15 protein-coding genes and 1 other RNA gene are annotated in these 18,067 nt (G+C 63.5%); all 16 read left to right on the forward strand.

Features of this window, described 5'->3' with window-relative positions:
* Nucleotides 1-149: 149 nt before the first annotated feature.
* The 16 genes from I8N66_RS06620 (at nucleotide 150) to murB (ending at nucleotide 17,863) form a co-directional block, all read left to right on the forward strand.
* A complete protein-coding gene (locus I8N66_RS06620) occupies nucleotides 150-677 on the forward strand; it encodes a lytic transglycosylase domain-containing protein (RefSeq protein ID WP_113540734.1) in 528 nt (175 codons plus the stop codon).
* Between the two features lie 253 nt (nucleotides 678-930).
* Nucleotides 931-2,121 carry an FAD-dependent oxidoreductase gene (locus I8N66_RS06625; protein ID WP_291151205.1) on the forward strand — a complete coding sequence of 397 codons (1,191 nt, stop codon included), beginning with the start codon at nucleotides 931-933 and terminating at the stop codon, nucleotides 2,119-2,121.
* Nucleotides 2,122-2,228: 107 nt separating this feature from the next.
* Nucleotides 2,229-2,628, forward strand: an RNA gene (gene rnpB / locus I8N66_RS06630) — RNase P RNA component class A.
* A gap of 76 nt (nucleotides 2,629-2,704) precedes the next feature.
* The gene (locus I8N66_RS06635; protein ID WP_162768947.1) at nucleotides 2,705-3,271 is read left to right on the forward strand and encodes a hypothetical protein; all 567 of its coding nucleotides are present in this window, start codon (nucleotides 2,705-2,707) and stop codon (nucleotides 3,269-3,271) included.
* A 501-nt stretch (nucleotides 3,272-3,772) separates the two neighbouring features.
* Nucleotides 3,773-4,213 (forward strand): division/cell wall cluster transcriptional repressor MraZ, encoded by a 441-nt coding sequence (gene mraZ / locus I8N66_RS06640; protein WP_113540731.1) that lies wholly within the window; start codon nucleotides 3,773-3,775, stop codon nucleotides 4,211-4,213.
* A 14-nt stretch (nucleotides 4,214-4,227) separates the two neighbouring features.
* On the forward strand, nucleotides 4,228-5,253 hold the full coding sequence (rsmH, locus tag I8N66_RS06645; protein ID WP_291151211.1) for a 16S rRNA (cytosine(1402)-N(4))-methyltransferase RsmH: 1,026 nt from the start codon (nucleotides 4,228-4,230) through the stop codon (nucleotides 5,251-5,253).
* A gap of 6 nt (nucleotides 5,254-5,259) precedes the next feature.
* On the forward strand, nucleotides 5,260-5,646 hold the full coding sequence (locus I8N66_RS06650) for a hypothetical protein (protein WP_113540729.1): 387 nt from the start codon (nucleotides 5,260-5,262) through the stop codon (nucleotides 5,644-5,646).
* Nucleotides 5,646-7,394, forward strand: coding sequence for a penicillin-binding protein 2 (locus I8N66_RS06655; RefSeq protein ID WP_113540728.1), 1,749 nt, complete (start codon nucleotides 5,646-5,648; stop codon nucleotides 7,392-7,394). Before I8N66_RS06650 ends, I8N66_RS06655 begins: the two co-directional genes overlap by 1 nt.
* A 66-nt stretch (nucleotides 7,395-7,460) precedes the next feature.
* A complete protein-coding gene (locus tag I8N66_RS06660) occupies nucleotides 7,461-8,924 on the forward strand; it encodes a UDP-N-acetylmuramoyl-L-alanyl-D-glutamate--2,6-diaminopimelate ligase (RefSeq protein ID WP_291151216.1) in 1,464 nt (487 codons plus the stop codon).
* Nucleotide 8,925: 1 nt separating this feature from the next.
* Entirely contained in the window at nucleotides 8,926-10,365 is a 1,440-nt protein-coding gene (locus tag I8N66_RS06665) for a UDP-N-acetylmuramoylalanyl-D-glutamyl-2,6-diaminopimelate--D-alanyl-D-alanine ligase (protein WP_291151219.1), read from the forward strand.
* A gap of 235 nt (nucleotides 10,366-10,600) precedes the next feature.
* Nucleotides 10,601-11,701, forward strand: a complete 1,101-nt coding sequence (mraY, locus tag I8N66_RS06670) for a phospho-N-acetylmuramoyl-pentapeptide-transferase (RefSeq protein ID WP_113540725.1) — start codon at nucleotides 10,601-10,603, stop codon at nucleotides 11,699-11,701.
* A 7-nt stretch (nucleotides 11,702-11,708) separates the two neighbouring features.
* The gene (murD, locus tag I8N66_RS06675) at nucleotides 11,709-13,100 is read left to right on the forward strand and encodes a UDP-N-acetylmuramoyl-L-alanine--D-glutamate ligase (RefSeq protein WP_291151224.1); all 1,392 of its coding nucleotides are present in this window, start codon (nucleotides 11,709-11,711) and stop codon (nucleotides 13,098-13,100) included.
* Between the two features lie 97 nt (nucleotides 13,101-13,197).
* Nucleotides 13,198-14,352: a putative lipid II flippase FtsW gene (gene ftsW / locus I8N66_RS06680; RefSeq protein WP_113540723.1), complete on the forward strand. Its 1,155-nt coding sequence runs from the start codon at nucleotides 13,198-13,200 to the stop codon at nucleotides 14,350-14,352.
* A gap of 3 nt (nucleotides 14,353-14,355) precedes the next feature.
* A complete protein-coding gene (murG, locus tag I8N66_RS06685; RefSeq protein WP_291151228.1) occupies nucleotides 14,356-15,480 on the forward strand; it encodes an undecaprenyldiphospho-muramoylpentapeptide beta-N-acetylglucosaminyltransferase in 1,125 nt (374 codons plus the stop codon).
* On the forward strand, nucleotides 15,477-16,886 hold the full coding sequence (gene murC / locus I8N66_RS06690; RefSeq protein ID WP_113540721.1) for a UDP-N-acetylmuramate--L-alanine ligase: 1,410 nt from the start codon (nucleotides 15,477-15,479) through the stop codon (nucleotides 16,884-16,886). Before murG ends, murC begins: the two co-directional genes overlap by 4 nt.
* A gap of 2 nt (nucleotides 16,887-16,888) precedes the next feature.
* Entirely contained in the window at nucleotides 16,889-17,863 is a 975-nt protein-coding gene (gene murB, locus I8N66_RS06695; RefSeq protein WP_113540720.1) for a UDP-N-acetylmuramate dehydrogenase, read from the forward strand.
* Nucleotides 17,864-18,067 lie beyond the last annotated feature (204 nt).

The following is an 18,067-nucleotide window of genomic DNA, read 5'->3' on the forward strand; positions in this document are numbered from 1 at the left end:
ACCATGATGCGGCATTCATTTCCCGCCCCATTGGAACTGCAGGAGCATCAGGGCGCAACGCTCACTTCCTGTGAATGAAACGATCGGGAAGTGAGGTTCGAAGCGGGGTGCGCTTCGGTCCATTCCCCAGACCGGAGAATTCAAACTACATGAGAATTTCGTCTGTTGCTGCGGTGGCGGCATGCCTTGGCATGTTCTTCGCCGGGATGGGTACGTCGTTTGCGGGGAGTGTCGACAAGACCATCAAGACCTCAGCCATCCAGTCCGTTACCCGGACAACGGGCTTTCCCAAGCCCGACGTCATGCAGAACGTGGCGTACACATCGCTGATCAAGTCCTACGCCAAGCAATACGGCGTTCCGGTCGATCTGGCGCATGCGATCGTCAAGGTCGAAAGCAACTTCAACCCGAAGGCACGCGGCAGCGCCGGAGAAATCGGCCTGATGCAGATCAAGCCAGCCACGGCGCGCATGCTGGGCTATTCCGGATCTTCCAAGGGTCTCTACGATCCGGAAACCAACATCAAGTTCGGCATGAAGTATCTGGCCATGGCGCATGAACTGTCCGGCGGCACGACCTGCGGCACGGTTCTCAAGTACAATGCCGGCCATGGTGCCAAGCGCATGAACCCGGTTTCCAAGCGCTATTGCGGCAGGGTCCAGGACATCATCGATTGATCGATCGGATGAACTGATCGATCGCATGACAAGCGCCGGCGCGTTCTTTCGCTTGGCGCGTCATCTCGGATCAAGTGCGTTCCGAGAAGCATGCAATCAGCGAAGAGCTTCATCCGCCAACCGTATCAGGTGATGGCGGATGCTCCAGCCGGACAGGTCTCGCGTTCCGGCGCATACGGAAAACCACCACAACCACCGTGCCATACCGGCGCCGGCATGCTATCTCCCCTTGAGCAGAGGGACGGGGATAGACATGTCGGAGAACTTTGATTTCATTGTCGTCGGCAAGGGCATGATGGGGGCTGCGGCCGCCCGCCACCTGGCGCTTTCGGGCGCCAAGGTCGCGCTGGTCGGCCCGGATGAGCCGATGGACTGGGCCAACCACGCCGGCGTCTTTTCCAGCCACTACGACAGTGCCCGCATCACCCGCACGATCGACGACGATCCGGTCTGGGCGCGGCTCGCCCGGCGGTCGATCGAGCGCTACGGCGAAATCGAAGGCGAGAGCGGCGTCACCTTCTACCACGAAGTCGGCTGCCTGATCGCCGGACCGGCGCCGGGCGCTCCCTACGATTATATCGAGCAAGTCGAGAAGGCACGCGACGCGCTCGGCGTCGAGGCGCCGCTCTACGATGGCGAGGCGCTGTCGCAGCGCTTTCCCTGGTTCCACTTCCCCCATGGCACGGCCGGCGTCCACGAAAGGCGCGGGGCCGGCTACATCAATCCGCGGGCGCTGGTCGCTGCACAGACCGTTTGCGCCGAGAAGGCGGGCGCACTGATCGTGCGCAGCGAAGTTGCGGCCGTATCGGAAGAGCGCGACCGAGTGATCGTCACGACGGTCGACGGTGAGCATCTCGCGGCAGGGCGGGTGATCGTTGCCGCCGGCGGGTTCTCTATCTCTACGGCGCTGCTGCGGCGGCCGATCGATCTCACCGTCAAGGCGCGAACCGTATTCTTTGCCGAGGTGGCGGACGGCGATCTCTCCGGTTTCGAGGGCATGCCCTCGCTGATCGGCGCAGCGCCCGAGCAGGAGAAAAGCTACTACCTGCTGCCGCCGGTCGGCTATGCGGACGGAAAGCACTATATCAAGATCGGCGGCGATCCGACCGACAGGATTCTCGATGGTGAAGCGGCGGTCCGACAATGGTTCCGTGGGTCAGGTGGCGCGACGGCGGCCGAGCACCTGCGCGGGCTGCTGGCGGAGGTGATGCCAAGTCTCCAACCCGTTTCCACTCACTTTTCTCCCTGCGTCACCTCGTTCACCCGACACGGGTTGCCCTATATCGGTTTTGCCGAGGGCAGCCGTGTCGCCGTTGTCACCGGCGGCAACGGCCAGGCGGCGAAGAGCTCCGACGAGATCGGCCGCCTGGGCGCGGTCCTCCTGCTCAATGGGCGGATCGACGAGCCCGAATACGATGCGGATTTCTCCGTCGCCTTTCGCTAGGTGGCGGCAACATCCGCCAGGCTTCAGCCGATCTGCCCTGTTGGTGGCTCGAAAAACCCTGCCGTTTTTTCTGGCGCCGGGCGGGGGCTTGCGTTAAGGAGCGCCTGCCAGTTGGCCGGGCAGCCGCTCTCCGCAAGTGCCGAAAGGCCGCGGGGGGAGGAAAGTCCGGGCTCCACGGAAGCACGGTGCCGGATAACGTCCGGCGAGGGTGACCTCAGGGAAAGTGCCACAGAAAGCAAACCGCTCCGCTTGCGGAGTAAGGGTGAAAGGGTGGGGTAAGAGCCCACCGCGGACATGGCGACATGGACGGCACGGCAAACCCCACCGGGAGCAAGACCGAATAGGGATGACGCGGACGCGCAAGCGCCCAGCCTGTTTCCGGGCCAGTCATCCGGGTGGGTTGCAAGAGGCTGCGTGCAAACGTAGTCCCAGATGAATGGCTGCCACGTTCCGTTGCCTTCGGGTGGCGGGGCCATACAGAACCCGGCTTACAGGCCAACTGGCGATTTCTCTTTATGGTGGAACCGCGTCTTTACTACTTGGTTGTACCAGTGGTGTCAGCGAGTGCTGACAGGGGGCGCAGGTGACAGTCGCAAAAGCTTTCGGAAAATGGTGCGGTGTCGGTCTGGCGCTGCTTGTGCTGGTGCCGGCAGCCGTTGCTCCCGTTTATGGCGAAAATCTGCCGGACCTTTCGCCGAAGAGCTACCCTGCCGCCAAGGTCTACAAGGGCAAAGTAAAACTTCCGGACTTCAACGGCCGTGACAAGGATTTCCGCCTCTTTCGAACGACGATCGCCAAGGAAATGCTGGAAGGGGTGAACTTTGCCGGCGAGTACCGGGTGAACCAAGTCGGTTGCGGTGCGCAGTGCACTTTCGTCGTTGTCTCGAGCAACCGAACCGGGGAGGTCTTTGATTTCCCTCGGGGCGGCGACGACAACCTTCTGATGACGCTTGGGTTCGGGCTTGATAGCAGGCTGATGATGGCGCAATGGGGCTCCTACGAGCCAGACCGATGCGTGCTTGAATACCTGGTGTTCGATGCTGGTCGTTGGAAAGAGCTCTACAGCCGCCAGGTCGGTACGTCCGAAGCGTGTCACAACTCGATCGACGAGAATGTTGCGCAGTCCGACCCCGGGCGGAAGGCGCCCTAAACTTGATCTGAGGCGCGTCGTCGCGGGCATCTCCGCGATGCGAAGTTGCGTTCGCGGCGGCGGGTGGCCGGCGCCTGCTGCGTCGGTTTTTTTGCCGGTTGGGTTCCGCGCGATTGCGCCCGGCGGTGGCAATGCGCATGTTCCTGCGCTTTTTCTCACATTCTGATTTTTCAACGATTTGAAGCCGTTCGACCGTCGCATTCCCGCACGGTGGGGGTCTCTTCGTAACCCTTCGTTAAACTTAACAACCTATCAATATTTGATCAGCCCGACGGCTGTTTACGATCCATTCCCATTGACGCCCATATGGTCCCATGATATCCCATAATGGCACTGCGCAGGGGCTGCTTCGCGGCCCAACATCGCAAGATTCCAGTGCCTTCCGGCTTCGGAGGGTGGTCGGACATTCCACTGTTCGGCGGGGCTGTCTTGCGTGCGGAGTGACGTGTTCTCGCGGGTCGATGATCGTGGCCCGTCAGTCTTGGGCGGCCGTTTCGCGTTATGAACCGCTTCTTGTCACATGCCACCAATCGGATCGATGCGAAGGGGCGGGTCTCCGTTCCCTCGGCGTTTCGCTCCGTGCTGTCGGATGGGGGTGTTCGGGAGCTATACTGTTTTCAGGATTTCGTCTTTCCGGCGGTCAGCGTCGGCGGGCCGGAGCTCCTGGATCGGTTCGAGAAGCAGATGGCGGCCGAGGATCCATTTTCTCCGGAAGCCAACGAGATGTCGCTGCTGGTTCACGGGGGCGGCGTCTTCGTGAAGCTCGATCCGGAAGGCCGGTTGATGATGACGGATTTCATCCGCGACTTCACCGGGATCTCGACCGACGTGATGTTCGTCGGGCGGGGCGATTATTTTCAGCTCTGGGAGCCGCAGGCCTTCATGAAGGCGCAGGCGGTGGCCCGGGAAGGGCGCAAGTCACGGGGGTTGCGTCCAGACTAGAATGGAGAGAGGGAATGGTGACGGAACAAGGCGGAGGTATTCCTGAAGCCGAAGGCGGACCGGTTCGTCACATTCCCGTCCTCTTGCCGGAGGTTCTTGCGGCCCTCGAGCCTGCGCCCGGCAAGGTCATCCTCGATGGCACCTTCGGTGCCGGTGGCTACAGTTCCGCAATCCTCAAAGCCGGTGCCGACGTGATCGCGCTCGACCGCGACCCGACGGCGATTGCTGCCGGCCAGGCGCAGGTCGCCGAGTGGGGCGGCCGGCTGAAGCTCATTCACGCACAATTCTCCGATCTTGCCGCCCATGCGCCCGAGGGCGGGCTTGATGGTGTCGTGCTCGATATCGGCGTTTCCTCCATGCAGATCGATGAGGCCGAGCGTGGCTTCTCCTTCCAGAAGAAGGGGCCGCTCGACATGCGCATGTCGGCTTCGGGCGTTTCGGCTGCGGATGTCGTCAACCGCGCCAAGGTCTCCGATCTCATCCGCATCTTCGGCTTCCTCGGCGAAGAGAAGCAGGCGGGCCGTATCGCCCGCGCCATCGAGAAGCGCCGGGCCGAGCAGCCCTTCGAGACAACCCGCGATCTCGCTGGCCTGATCGAGGTGGTGACGCCGCGCAAGGCCAAGGACAAGATCCATCCCGCGACCCGCGTCTTCCAGGCGCTTCGCATCTTCGTCAATGACGAGCTCGGCGAACTGGCAGAGGCGCTGTTTGCTGCCGAGCAGTCGCTGAAGCCCGGCGGCCGGCTTGTGGTGGTGACCTTCCATTCGCTCGAAGACCGGATCGTCAAGGCTTTCTTCCAGGATCGCTCCGGCAAGGCGAGTGGCTCGCGCCATCTGCCCATGGTTTCCGCGCGTGCCGCAACCTTCACGCCAGTTGGCAAGCCTATGGTGGCAGCCAGCGAGGAAGAAGCGTCCCTCAATCCGCGCGCCCGCTCCGCCAAGCTGCGCGCCGGGATCCGCACGCAAGCCGTGTCGCCGGGAAACGATCTGTCCATTTTCAATCTGCCGGAACTGGCAAGCCTTGCACGGCTGGGGGGCTGACAAGACATGCTTCGAACGCTCGACATAGTCCTGATCGTCGTCATGACGGCCGCCGCGACAGTGACCTATACGATCAAACACCGCGCCGAAAACAAGCTTGAGGAAGTTCGCAAGCTCGATGTGGCGATCAAGCTTGAAGAAGACACGATCGATCTGCTGCGCGCCGACTGGGCGCTGCTGACGCAGCCGAATCGGCTGGAGCGTCTGGTCGGTGCTTTCGGGGCCGACCTGCAGCTTGCGCCGACCCCTTCGACGCAGCTCGCTCAGCCGCAGGAGCTGCCGATGCTGAAGGCGGATCTGCCGGTGTCCGAAGACGAAAAGGCTGCGAAGGACGGTGTCGCTGCCATCATCAACAAGACCGATAACATGGCAACTGGCTCGGTGGCGCGCTGATGTCGTTTCTCTCCCGCATCATGGTATTGAAGAGCAAGGCGCACTTCTCGGCAGGCGGCAACAACCGACCGTCCGAAAGCGGCCTCAACGTCACCTTTCAGGGGACGCGCAAGAAGACCACAAATCAGGCCAAGAACCGCGTCGCCATCGTGATCGCGAGCTTCGGCATCGTCTATGCCGTCATCGGCGGGCGCCTGGTGCAATACGGCATGGCGCAGCCCGAGACGGTTTCCAGCATCGGCCGCGCAGACAACCTGATGGCCTCGCGTCCCGACATTCTCGACCGCAACGGCGAAATCCTGGCGACCGACATCCGCACCGTTTCGCTCTATGCCGAACCGCACAAGATCGTCGATGCCGACGAGGCGGTCGAGCGGCTGGCGACGGTATTGCCTGACATCAATACCCGCGAAATCTACAACAAGCTGAAGTCGAAATCGCGCTTCCAGTGGCTGCGCCGCCAGCTCACCCCGAAGCAGCAGAGCGAGATTCTGGCGCTCGGTATTCCCGGCGTCGGCTTCCGTCCGGAAAAGCGCCGCTTCTATCCGGGCGGCCACACCGCCGCCCACATCCTCGGCCACGTCAACATCGACAACCGCGGCGTTGCCGGCATGGAGCGTTACATCGATAGCCAGGGTCTCGCCGACCTTGCCGCAATCGGCATGACCAGCGACGCCAAGCTCGAGCCGGTGAAGCTCTCGATCGACGTGCGCGTCCAGAACATCGTGCGCGACGTCATCGACGCCGGCATGAAGAACTATCAGGCGCTCGCCGCCGGCGCCGTCGTGCTCGACGTGCATACCGGCGAAGTGCTGGCGATGGCGTCCGTTCCCGACTACGACCCGAACAAGCCGGCCGAGGGTGCGGAAGAGGGCTGGATGAACCGCATGTCGAACGGCACGTTCGAAATGGGCTCCACCTTCAAGACCTTCACCATCGCCATGGGCCTCGACTCCGGCAAGGTGACGCTGAACGACAGCTTCGACGCCTCGGCGCCGATCCGCATCGGCGGCTTCACCATCAAGGACTTCCACGGCAAGCGCCGCGTGCTGACCGTTCCGGAAATCTTCCAGTATTCGTCGAACATCGGCACCGCCAAGATCGCCGACCTCGTCGGCATTCCCGGCCACAAGGAATTCCTGACGCGCCTCGGCCTGCTTTCGAAGCTGCCGACCGAGCTGCCGGAAGTGAAATCTCCGAGCCAGCCGCGCGAATGGAAAAAGATCAACTCGGTCACCATCTCCTTCGGCCACGGCGTCTCGACGACGCCACTGCAGACGGCGGTTGCGGGTGCTGCACTCGTCAATGGCGGCAAGCTGATCGAGCCGACCTTCCTGCCGCGCACCGAGGAGCAGGCCAACGCGGTCGCCACGCCGGTGGTCAAGAAGAGCACCAGCGACGACATGCGCTTCCTGCTTCGCTGGAACGGCATTGCCGGCTCGGGCAAGCGGGCGCTGGTGCCGGGCTTCAACGTCGGCGGCAAGACCGGCACGGCCGACAAGGTGGTCAACGGCCGCTATGCCAGCGACCAGAACTTCAACGCGTTCCTCGCGGCCTTCCCGATCGACAACCCGAAATACATCGTGCTGACCTTCATCGACGCGCCGAAGACCGGCGAGGGCGGCGGGCGCACGGCAGGCTCGAACGCTGCTCCCATGGTTCGTGACATCATCAGCCGCTCCGCGCCGCTGCTCGGTGTCGAACCAAAGTTTGGAGAAGACGGTTCTGCCTTGCTTGTGTCTTATTAGACATGAAATGAGAAAGCGGACGATTCGCGATTCTCGCGGATCGAAATCGATGCGAGACGTGCGTTCATGAAGATCAAAGACCTGGCGGGAACGAATTTTCCGGAGCTTTCGGCGCAGCTGAATGGTGCTGCTGCCGATATCGACGTTGCCGGACTGACGGCCGACAGTCGGCAGGTTCAGCCAGGGGATCTGTTTGTTGCCGTTTCCGGCAGCAAGGCCAATGGCAGCGCCTATGTCGCCGACGCCTTGAAGCGCGGTGCGGTCGCCGTCGTCACCGAAGCGGACTCGGACGTGGATGCCCCGTCGGCGCCGGTCCTGAAGCTGTCGGAACCCCGCGCGTTCCTGGCGCGCGCCGCCGCTGCCTTCTACGGCCGCCAGCCGGAAACCATGGTTGCCGTTACCGGTACCGCCGGCAAGACCTCGGTCGCCTCCTTCACCCGCCAGATCTGGGCGCATTCGGGCTTCGCAGCGGCGATGATCGGTACGACAGGCGTCATCGCTCCCGGTCGCAACGATTACGGCTCGCTGACAACGCCCGATCCGGTGTCGCTGCACAAGCTCTTGGCCGAGCTTGCCGATGCCGGCGTCACCCATGCGGCGATGGAGGCCTCCAGCCACGGCCTCGACCAGAGCCGGCTTGACGGCGTGCGCCTTTCGGCTGCCGCCTTCACCAATCTCGGTCGTGACCACATGGACTACCATCCGACGGTCGAGCACTACATGGCCTCCAAGATGCGGCTGTTCGATGCGCTGCTGCCGAAGGGCGCCCCGGCGGTGATTTTTGCCGACGACCAATGGTCGGACCAGGCGATCGCCGCTGCCCGCAAGGCAAGGCTCGACGTACGTACAGTCGGCCGCAAGGGCGATTTCATCTCGCTGAAGCGGGTCGAGCATTTCCGCCACAAGCAATCGGCCGAAGTGCATGTCGGCGACGACATCTTCGAAATCCACATTCCGCTCGCCGGCGATTTCCAGGTGGCGAACGCACTGGTCGCGGCGGGCCTCGCCATGTCCACCGGCATCAGCGCCAAGGCTGCCTTTTCCGCGCTTGAAAAGCTGCAGGGCGCTTCCGGTCGCCTCGAACTGGTCGGCCAGACCAGGGACGGCGCGCTCGCCTATGTCGATTACGCCCACAAGCCGGATGCGCTCGAAAACGTGCTCGCCTCGGTGCGCCCGTTCACAACCGGCCGCGTCGTCGTGGTGTTCGGCTGCGGCGGCGACCGCGACAAGGGCAAGCGCCCGATCATGGGCGAGATCGCCACGCGGCTTGCCGACGTGACGATCGTGACTGACGACAATCCGCGCTCGGAAATCCCCGAGGTGATCCGCGCCGAAATCATGACTGCCGCCAAGGGCGCGATCGAGATCGGCGACCGCGCCACGGCGATCCGCACGGCGGTCGGCATGTTGAAGACCGGCGACACGCTGATCGTTGCCGGCAAGGGACACGAGGAGGGGCAGACGATCGGCTCCGTCACGCTGCCCTTCTCGGATCATGCGGAGGTCCGCAAGGCATTGGGAGGCTTGTGATTTGAACTGGCTCTGGACAAGCAGCGATCTCCTGGCCGCGATGAACGGCCGGCCGGTTGGCAATCTGCCCGAGGGCATCTCGGGGATCTCGATCGACAGCCGTTCGATCGGCAAGGGCGAAGCTTTCTTCGCGATCAGGGGCGACCGTGTGGACGGTCACGATTACGCGGGCATCGCGCTGGCCAATGGCGCGGCGGTGCTGGTCGTCAGCGAAGGCAAGCTGCCGGCGCTCGGACGGCTGAATGCGCCGATGATCGTCGTCGACGACGTGCTCGAAGCGATGATCCGTCTCGGGTGTGCGGCGCGTGACCGCAGTGCGGCCAAGATCATCGCCGTCACCGGCTCGGTCGGTAAGACGACCACCAAGGAAATGCTGCGGCATGTGCTGCAGCCCCAGGGGCGCGTGCATGCTTCCGTCGCCTCCTTCAACAATCACTGGGGCGTGCCGCTGACGCTTGCGCGCATGCCTGAGGCAACCGATTTTGGCATCTTCGAAATCGGCATGAACCATCCGGGCGAGATCCGGCCGCTGACCGCCATGGTGCGGCCGCATGTGGCCATGGTGACGAGCATCGCCGCCGCGCACCTCGGCAATTTCGAGAGCCTCGATCAGATCGCCGAAGCCAAGGCCGAAATCTTCGAAGGTGTCGCCAATGGCGGCCACGCACTGATCATTCACGACAGCCCGCAATACAAGCTGCTGGAAAATGCAGCGGCCGCGGCCGGTGTCAGCCACATCCATTCCTTCGGCGCCAATCCGAAGGCGGAATTCCGGCTGGTCGAATTCAGTGGCGGCGCGGAGGGCTCGATCCTCTGGGCCGGCATCGGCGGGCGGACGCTGGAAGTCGCGATCGGCGCGCCCGGACGGCACATCGCGGAGAACGCCGTGGCGGTCCTGGCAGCCGTGAAGCTTGCCGGCGGCGATCTCGACCGTGCGGCTTCGGCGCTTGCAACCATGCAGGCCGAAACGGGCAGGGGCCGACGCCATACGCTCACGATCGGCACCGGCACGCTGAAGCTGATCGATGAAAGCTACAATGCCAATCCGAGCTCGATGCGGGCGGCGATCGCGCTCCTGCGTGACAGCGAGCCGCCGGTCGGCGGCCGTCGCATCGCCGTGCTCGGCGACATGCTGGAAATGGGCGAACACGCCGTCGATGTGCACGCGGCACTCGCACGTCCGCTGGTCGAAGCCGGCATCACCGATGTCTGGCTTGCCGGACCCTTGATGGCACATCTTCGCGATGCCTTGCCTCCCGAGGTCTCGGTCATCTACCGCGAGAGCGTCGAGGAGCTGAAGGCCTATGCGCTGGCCGCGGTCGCGGCCGGCGATGTCGTCATGATCAAGTCATCGAAGGGGACCGGTTGCGCCAAGATCGTGCAGGCGTTGATCGAGACCTATCCGGCAGCGGATGTCGAGGGACCTGAAGCCGAGGGATAAGCCGGCGACACTGCCCATGACGGGCGCGGTGGATACAGCCTGGCGTTAGGTGGGCGCGCCCTAACACTTTCGCATGCAAGCGCGTATCGTTTTTCAGATGATTCTGTTGGACGGGTTTCTTATTTTACGGCGCCGCGGGTCCTTGTAAGACGCGCAAAGGTCGCCGTGGCACTTTAAACTGCTGCATATTTTTTCCTTAGGAATTATGCAGGAAACCTTTGGGGAAAGGTCCCTTATGCTCATTTGGCTCGTGGAACTGGCGGACCACTTTCAGTTTTTCAATCTTTTTCGCTACATCACATTCCGCACCGGTGCGGCGCTTTTCACCTCGGCCATGATCGTCTTCCTGTTCGGCCCCGCGATGATCGCCTCGCTGCGTATCCGCCAGGGCAAAGGCCAGCCGATCCGCGCCGACGGGCCGCAGACGCATTTCAAGAAGGCCGGTACGCCGACCATGGGCGGCCTGATGATCCTTGCCGGCATCGTCGTCTCGTCGCTGCTCTGGGCCGATCTTTCGAGCGTCTACGTGGTCTCGACCCTGCTCGTCACGCTGGGCTTTGGCGCCATCGGCTTCTATGACGATTACCTCAAGGTTACCAAGCAGTCCGAAAAGGGCTTTTCCGGCAAGGCGCGCCTCGGCATCGAATTCGTGATCGCAGCGATCGCCGTGTTCTTCATGATGCAGGCCTCGCTTTCGAGCGGCACATCCGGCTCGACCTTCGGTTCTTCCGTTACCTTCCCGTTCTTCAAGGACCTGATCCTCAACCTCGGCTATTTCTTCGTGCTGTTCGGCGGCTTCGTCATCGTCGGTGCCGGCAATGCCGTGAACCTGACGGACGGCCTCGACGGCCTTGCGATTGTGCCCGTCATGATCGCCGCCGCCGCCTTCGGCCTGATTGCCTACCTTGCCGGTAACGCCGTCTTCGCCAACTATCTGCAGATCCATTTCGTGCCCGGCACCGGCGAACTGGCCGTGATCCTTGGCGCCGTTATCGGCGCCGGCCTCGGCTTCCTCTGGTTCAACGCGCCGCCGGCTGCAATCTTCATGGGCGACACCGGGTCGCTCGCGCTCGGCGGCCTGATCGGCACCGTTGCCGTTGCCGTCAAGCACGAGATCGTCATGGTCATCATCGGCGGCCTCTTCGTCATGGAGACACTGTCGGTCATCATCCAGGTCTTCTGGTTCAAGCGCACCGGCCGCCGCGTCTTCCTGATGGCGCCGATCCACCACCACTTCGAAAAGAAGGGCTGGACCGAAAGCCAGGTCGTGATCCGCTTCTGGATCATTGCCGTCATCCTCGCGATGGTCGGCCTCTCCACCCTCAAGCTGCGGTGAGCGGACGATGATCCCGGTCAGCAGCTTCAAGGGCAGGAAGGTCGCTCTCTTCGGTCTCGGCGGTTCGGGTCTGGCGACGGCGCAGGCGCTGGTCGCCGGCGGCGCGGACGTTACCGCCTGGGACGACAATCCCGATAGCGTCGCCAAGGCTGCGGCCGCTGGCGTGCCGACGGCGGACCTGCACGCGGTGGAATGGGCAGCCTTTGCTGCCTTCGTGCTATCGCCCGGTGTGCCGCTTACCCATCCGAAGCCGCACTGGACCGTGGACCTTGCCCACGCGGCGGGCGTCGAGATCATCGGCGACGTGGAACTCTTCGTGCGCGAACGTCGCGCCCATGCGCCCGATTGCCCTTTCATCGCCATCACCGGCACCAACGGCAAATCGACGACGACGGCGCTGATCGCCCATATCCTGCGCGAAAGCGGACGCGACACCCAGCTTGGCGGCAATATCGGCACGGCAGTGCTGACGCTCGATCCTCCGAAGGCGGGCCGCTTCTATGTGGTCGAGTGCTCGTCCTACCAGATCGATCTGGCGCCGACGCTGAACCCGACGGCCGGCATTTTCTTGAACCTCACGCCCGACCACCTCGATCGTCACGGCACGATGCAGCATTACGCCGACATCAAGGAACGGTTGGTTGCCGGCAGCGGCACGGCCATTGTCGGCGTCGACGACAGCTTCTCGGCGCTGATCGCCGATCGCGTCGAGCGTGCCGGCACCAGGGTCGTGCGGATCTCGCGCCGCCACGTGCTCGCCAACGGTCTCTATGCGGAAGGTTCGCGCATTCTGAAGGCGGAAGGCGGCACGTCGGGCCTGTTCGTCGATCTCGACGGCATCCAGACGCTGCGTGGTGGTCACAATGCCCAGAATGCGGCTGCTGCCATTGCCGCCTGCCTTTCGGTCGGCGTCAGCGAGGCTGAGATCCGCGCGGGCCTCAAGAGCTTCCCGGGCCTCAAGCACCGCATGCAGCCGGTTGGGCGCAAGGGTGCTGTCGTCTTTGTCAACGACAGCAAGGCGACCAATGCCGACGCGGCCGCGCCGGCGCTTTCGAGCTACGAGCGCATCTACTGGATTGCCGGTGGTCTGCCGAAGGAGGGGGGCATCACGACGCTTGCGCCCTTCTTCCCGAAGATCGTCAAGGCCTATCTGATCGGCGAGGCGGCACCCGCCTTCGCTGCGACCCTCGGCGAGGCCGTTCCCTACGAGATTTCGGGTACGCTGGAACAGGCGGTGGCGCATGCGGCGGCGGAGGCCGGCAGGGACGAAGGCGGTCCTTCGGCCGTGATGCTATCCCCGGCTTGCGCAAGCTTCGACCAGTATAAGAACTTCGAGGTCCGCGGTGATGCCTTCGTCGGCCATGTGCGCGCGATCGATGGCGTGACGATGCTGATTTAGTCCGTCAGGCCGGTGCTGAAGGCAACGGTCGAAACGGAAGCGGGTGCAGGTATTCGGACGTGGGGCGCAAAAGGCGCCGGAGAAGGGGACTGACAAGATGGTAAGCCGAGCCGAACGTGGCCCCGTGGCCGACTGGTTCTGGACGATCGACAGGTTCTTTCTGGCGACCTTCATCCTGTTGATGGGGGTCGGCTTCATGCTGTCCTTTGCGGCAAGCCCGGCAGTTGCCGAGCGCATCGGCCTCGACAGCTTCCACTTCGTCAAGCGCCACGCGCTTTTCCTCCTGCCGTCACTGGTGGTGATGGTCGGTATCTCCTTCCTCTCGCCGCGCCAGGTCCGGCGTGCGGCGATCCTGCTTCTCGCCGGTTCGCTCGGCATGATGGTGCTGGTGCTCTTTATCGGCGAGGAGGTGAAAGGGTCGATGCGCTGGCTTTCGATTGCGGGCATCTCGATCCAGCCGTCCGAATTCATGAAGCCCGCCTTCGTCGTCGTCTGCGCCTGGCTCTTTTCCGAGCATGCGCGCCAGCCGGAAATCCCGGGCAATCTCTTTGCCATCCTGCTCTTCGGTATCGTCGCCGCACTTCTCGTCGCCCAGCCCGACCTTGGCCAGACGATCCTGACCACCGCCGTCTGGGGCGGCATGTTCTTCATGGCGGGCATGCCCTGGCTCTGGATCATCCTGCTCGGTGGTGCAGCCCTCGGTGGCTTCTTCGTCGCCTATACGATGCTGCCGCACGTGGCCGCCCGTATCGACAAGTTCCTGACCGGGGAGGGCGATACCTTCCAGATGGACACGGCGCGCGAGGCGATCATTCGCGGCGACTGGTTCGGCCGAGGCCCGGGCGAAGGCATCGTCAAGCGCATCATCCCGGACAGCCATACCGACTTCGTCTTTTCCGTTGCGGCCGAAGAGTTCGGCATCGTCTTTTGCATGGTCATCGTGCTGATCTTCGCCTTCCTGGTGATGCGCGGCCTCAACCATGCCTTCCGCGAACGCAACGACTTCAACCGGTTCGCCGTTGCCGGCCTGGTCCTCCAGATCGGCATCCAGTCGATGATCAACATCGGCGTGAACCTCGAACTGCTTCCGGCCAAGGGCATGACCCTGCCGCTGATCTCCTATGGTGGCTCGTCGATGGTGGCGATCTGCGTCACCGCCGGTTTCATCCTGGCGCTGACCCGTCACCGTCCGGAGAAGCGCGCCGTGGAGCGCAGCCTCTTTCGGTCCGGCATTGGCGTGCCGGCGGAGTAAAATATGACCAAAGGCATCATCCTGCTCGCCGCCGGCGGCACCGGCGGCCACCTGTTTCCGGCGGAGGCGCTGGCCCACGAACTGAAGGCCAACGGCTATTCGGTGCATCTCGTCACCGACAGCCGCGCCGAGCGCTATGCCGGCAAGTTCCCGGCCGATGAAGTGCATGTCGTTCCCTCGGCGACGATCGGCTCGAAGAACCCGGTCAGCGTGGTGAAGTCGCTGTGGACGCTGTGGACCGGCATGCGTGCCGCCCGCAAGCTGATTGCCCGGCTGAAGCCCAAGGCCGTTGTCGGCTTCGGTGGCTATCCGACCGTGCCGCCGTTGCTTGCCGCCACCGGCATGGGCGTGCCGTCGCTGATCCACGAGCAGAACGCGGTCATGGGCCGGGCCAACAAGGCACTCGCCTCCCGCGTCAAGGCGATTGCAGGCGGTTTCCTGCCGGAGGGCACGGGCGCCTTTGCCGCCAAGACCGTGACGACGGGCAATCCGGTCCGTCCGGCGGTGCTCGCCGCCGCCAATTCGCCCTATGCTGCGGCCAGCGGCGACGCGCCGTTCCACCTCGTCGTCTTCGGCGGCAGTCAGGGCGCGCAGTATTTCTCCAAGGCGGTCCCGCAGGCGATCTGCCGGCTCGAAGACGACGTTCGCCAGCGCATCACGGTGACGCAGCAGGCGCGGCCGGAAGACAAGGACGGCGTGATTGCGACCTATGAGCAGCTTGGCGTACCGGCCGAGGTCTCGCCCTTTTTCACCGACATGGCCGAGCGCATCGCCGGCGCGCAACTCGTCATCTGCCGCTCCGGCGCCTCGACGGTTTCGGAGCTTGCGGTCATCGGCCGCCCGGCGATCCTGGTGCCATATCCCTATGCGCTCGACCACGACCAGGCGGCCAATGCCGCGGCGCTCGCCGCCAAGGGCGGGGCGCGGGTGATTGCGCAAGGCGAACTGACCGCAGACCGTCTCGCCGGCATCCTCAAGGACGCGATCGGCAACCCGCAATCCCTCGCTCAAATGGCCGCAAATGCCCGGGAAACCGGCAAGCCGGACGCAGCAAGCTTGCTTGCATCCCTCGTTGAGGCTATTGCCAGCGGTTTGACAGTCGAGAAATTCAGGGAAACACGCTCATGAAAATGCCGAAAACCATCGGGCTGGTCCATTTCATCGGTATCGGCGGCATCGGCATGAGCGGCATTGCCGAGGTACTGCACAATCTCGGCCACCGGGTGCAAGGCTCTGACCAGTCCGACAGTGCCAATGTACAGCGCCTTCGCGACAAGGGCATCGAGGTCTTCGTCGGCCACAAGGCCGAGAATATCGGCGACGCCGAGGTGATCGTCGTTTCGACCGCGATCAAGAAGGACAATCCGGAACTGATCGCGGCGCGCGAGAAGTTCCTGCCTGTCGTGCGTCGGGCCGAGATGCTCGCCGAGCTCATGCGCTTCCGCAACGCGATTGCGATCGGCGGTACACACGGCAAGACGACGACGACCTCCATGGTCGCGGCGCTGCTCGAGGCCGGCAACCTCGATCCAACCGTCATCAACGGCGGCATCATCAATGCCTATGGCACCAACGCGCGCATGGGCGAGGGCGAGTGGATGGTGGTGGAGGCCGACGAATCCGACGGCACCTTCCTGAAGCTGCCGGCCGATGTGGCGATCGTCACCAATATCGACCCGGAACATCTCGACCACTACGGCAATTTCGATGCGGTGCGTGCGGCCTTCCGCCAGTTCGTCGAGAACGTACCCTTCTACGGTTTTGGCGTTCTCTGCCTCGACCATCCGGAAGTGCAGACGATGGTCGGCAAAATCGAGGACCGCAAGGTCGTCACCTACGGCGAGAACCCGCAGGCGGACGTGCGCTTCCACAACATCCGCATGGACAACGGCACCTCGATCTTCGACATCGAGATCCGCCGCCGCCGCACCGGCCAGGTGATCGCGATGAAGGATCTGCGCCTGCCGATGCCCGGCCGCCACAACGTCTCCAATGCGACCGCTGCGATTGCGGTCGCCCAGCGCCTCGGCATCAGCCCGGAAGCGATCGCCAAGGGGCTTGCCTCCTTCAGCGGCGTCAAGCGTCGCTTCACGCTTACCGGCGAGTGGAAGGGCGTGCGCGTCTATGACGACTACGGCCACCATCCGGTGGAGATCAAGGCGGTACTGAAGGCCGCGCGCGAGGCCTGCCAGGGCCGAATTATCGCCGTGCACCAGCCGCACCGCTACTCGCGCCTTTCGAGCCTGTTCCAGGAATTCTCCGCCTGCTTCAACGACGCCGACACGATTTTGATCGCGCCCGTCTATGCCGCCGGCGAAGAACCGATCCCTGGTGCTACCGCCGAGGAGCTGGTGGACCGGATCAAGGCCGGCGGCCATCGCGACGCTCGCTACGTCTCCGGTCCGGAGGCAATTGCGCCGGTTGTCAGCAAGATTGCACAGCCCGGCGATTTTGTGGTTCTCTTGGGGGCTGGCAGCATCACCTATTGGGCGGCTGCCCTGCCAAAGGAACTCGCGGATATTTCAGGAAATTGAGCATGAAACAGGTCAACGGTCAGAAACTACTGGAGTCGCTTGGAAGTGGTGTCAGCGCGGTGCGCGGCCGTATCACGCCCGATGCGCCGATGGATCGCGTCACCTGGTTCCGCGCCGGCGGCCTTGCCGAGCTCATGTTCCAGCCGCACGATACGGATGATCTCATCACCTTCCTGAAGCTTGTTCCGGCGGAAGTGCCGGTCATGGTGGTCGGTGTCGGCTCGAACCTGCTCGTGCGCGACGGTGGCATTCCCGGCGTCGTCATCCGGCTCTCGGCCAAGGGCTTTGGCGATCTCGAACTCGTCGGCGAAAACCGCATCAAGGCCGGCGCCATCTGCCCGGACAAGAACATCGCGGCCATGGCGCTCGATCACGGCATCGGCGGCTTCTATTTCTACTACGGCATCCCGGGTTCGCTCGGCGGCGCGCTGCGCATGAACGCCGGCGCCAATGGTTCAGAGACCCGAGAGCGGGTCGTCGAGGTCCATGCGGTCGACCGCCAGGGCAACCAGCATGTGCTGTCGAATGCCGACATGGGCTACGCCTACCGCCATTCCTCGGCGGCGAAAGACCTGATCTTCACCCATGCGGTGTTCGAGGGCTACGCCGAAGACAAGAACAAGATTCGCACCGACATGGATGCGGTGCGCCAGCATCGCGAGACGGTGCAGCCGATCCGCGAGAAGACGGGCGGCTCGACCTTCAAGAATCCCGAGGGCCATTCGGCCTGGAAGCTGATCGACGAGGCCGGCTGCCGCGGTCTGATGATCGGCAGCGCGCAGATGTCGCCGCTGCACTGCAACTTCATGATCAACACCGGCCAGGCGACCGGCTACGAACTCGAATATCTCGGCGAGACCGTGCGCCAGCGCGTGCTCGAACATTCCGGCGTCCGCCTCGAATGGGAAATCAAGCGCATCGGCAATTTCATGCCGGGCTACGAGATCAAGGAATTCCTCGGCCGCGGCATCGCCTGAGGCTGAACGGGACCGTGCTAGAAAAGGCCGTGGCGGAGACGCCGCGGCCTTTTTGCTTTGGGGCGATGAGAACCGACGAGCGACCCACATCCTCCGTCATGCTCCAGTCGCGACATGGGTTTGCCCTGGGAATGGACCCTCGGGTCGAGCCCGAGCATGACGGTGGAAGGGGCAGAGCGATCAAAGAAACGTTCTTCACGTCGC

Origin of the sequence: Ensifer sp. SSB1, assembly GCF_016652895.1 — a bacterium.
In the GTDB taxonomy this organism is placed as follows: domain Bacteria; phylum Pseudomonadota; class Alphaproteobacteria; order Rhizobiales; family Rhizobiaceae; genus Ensifer.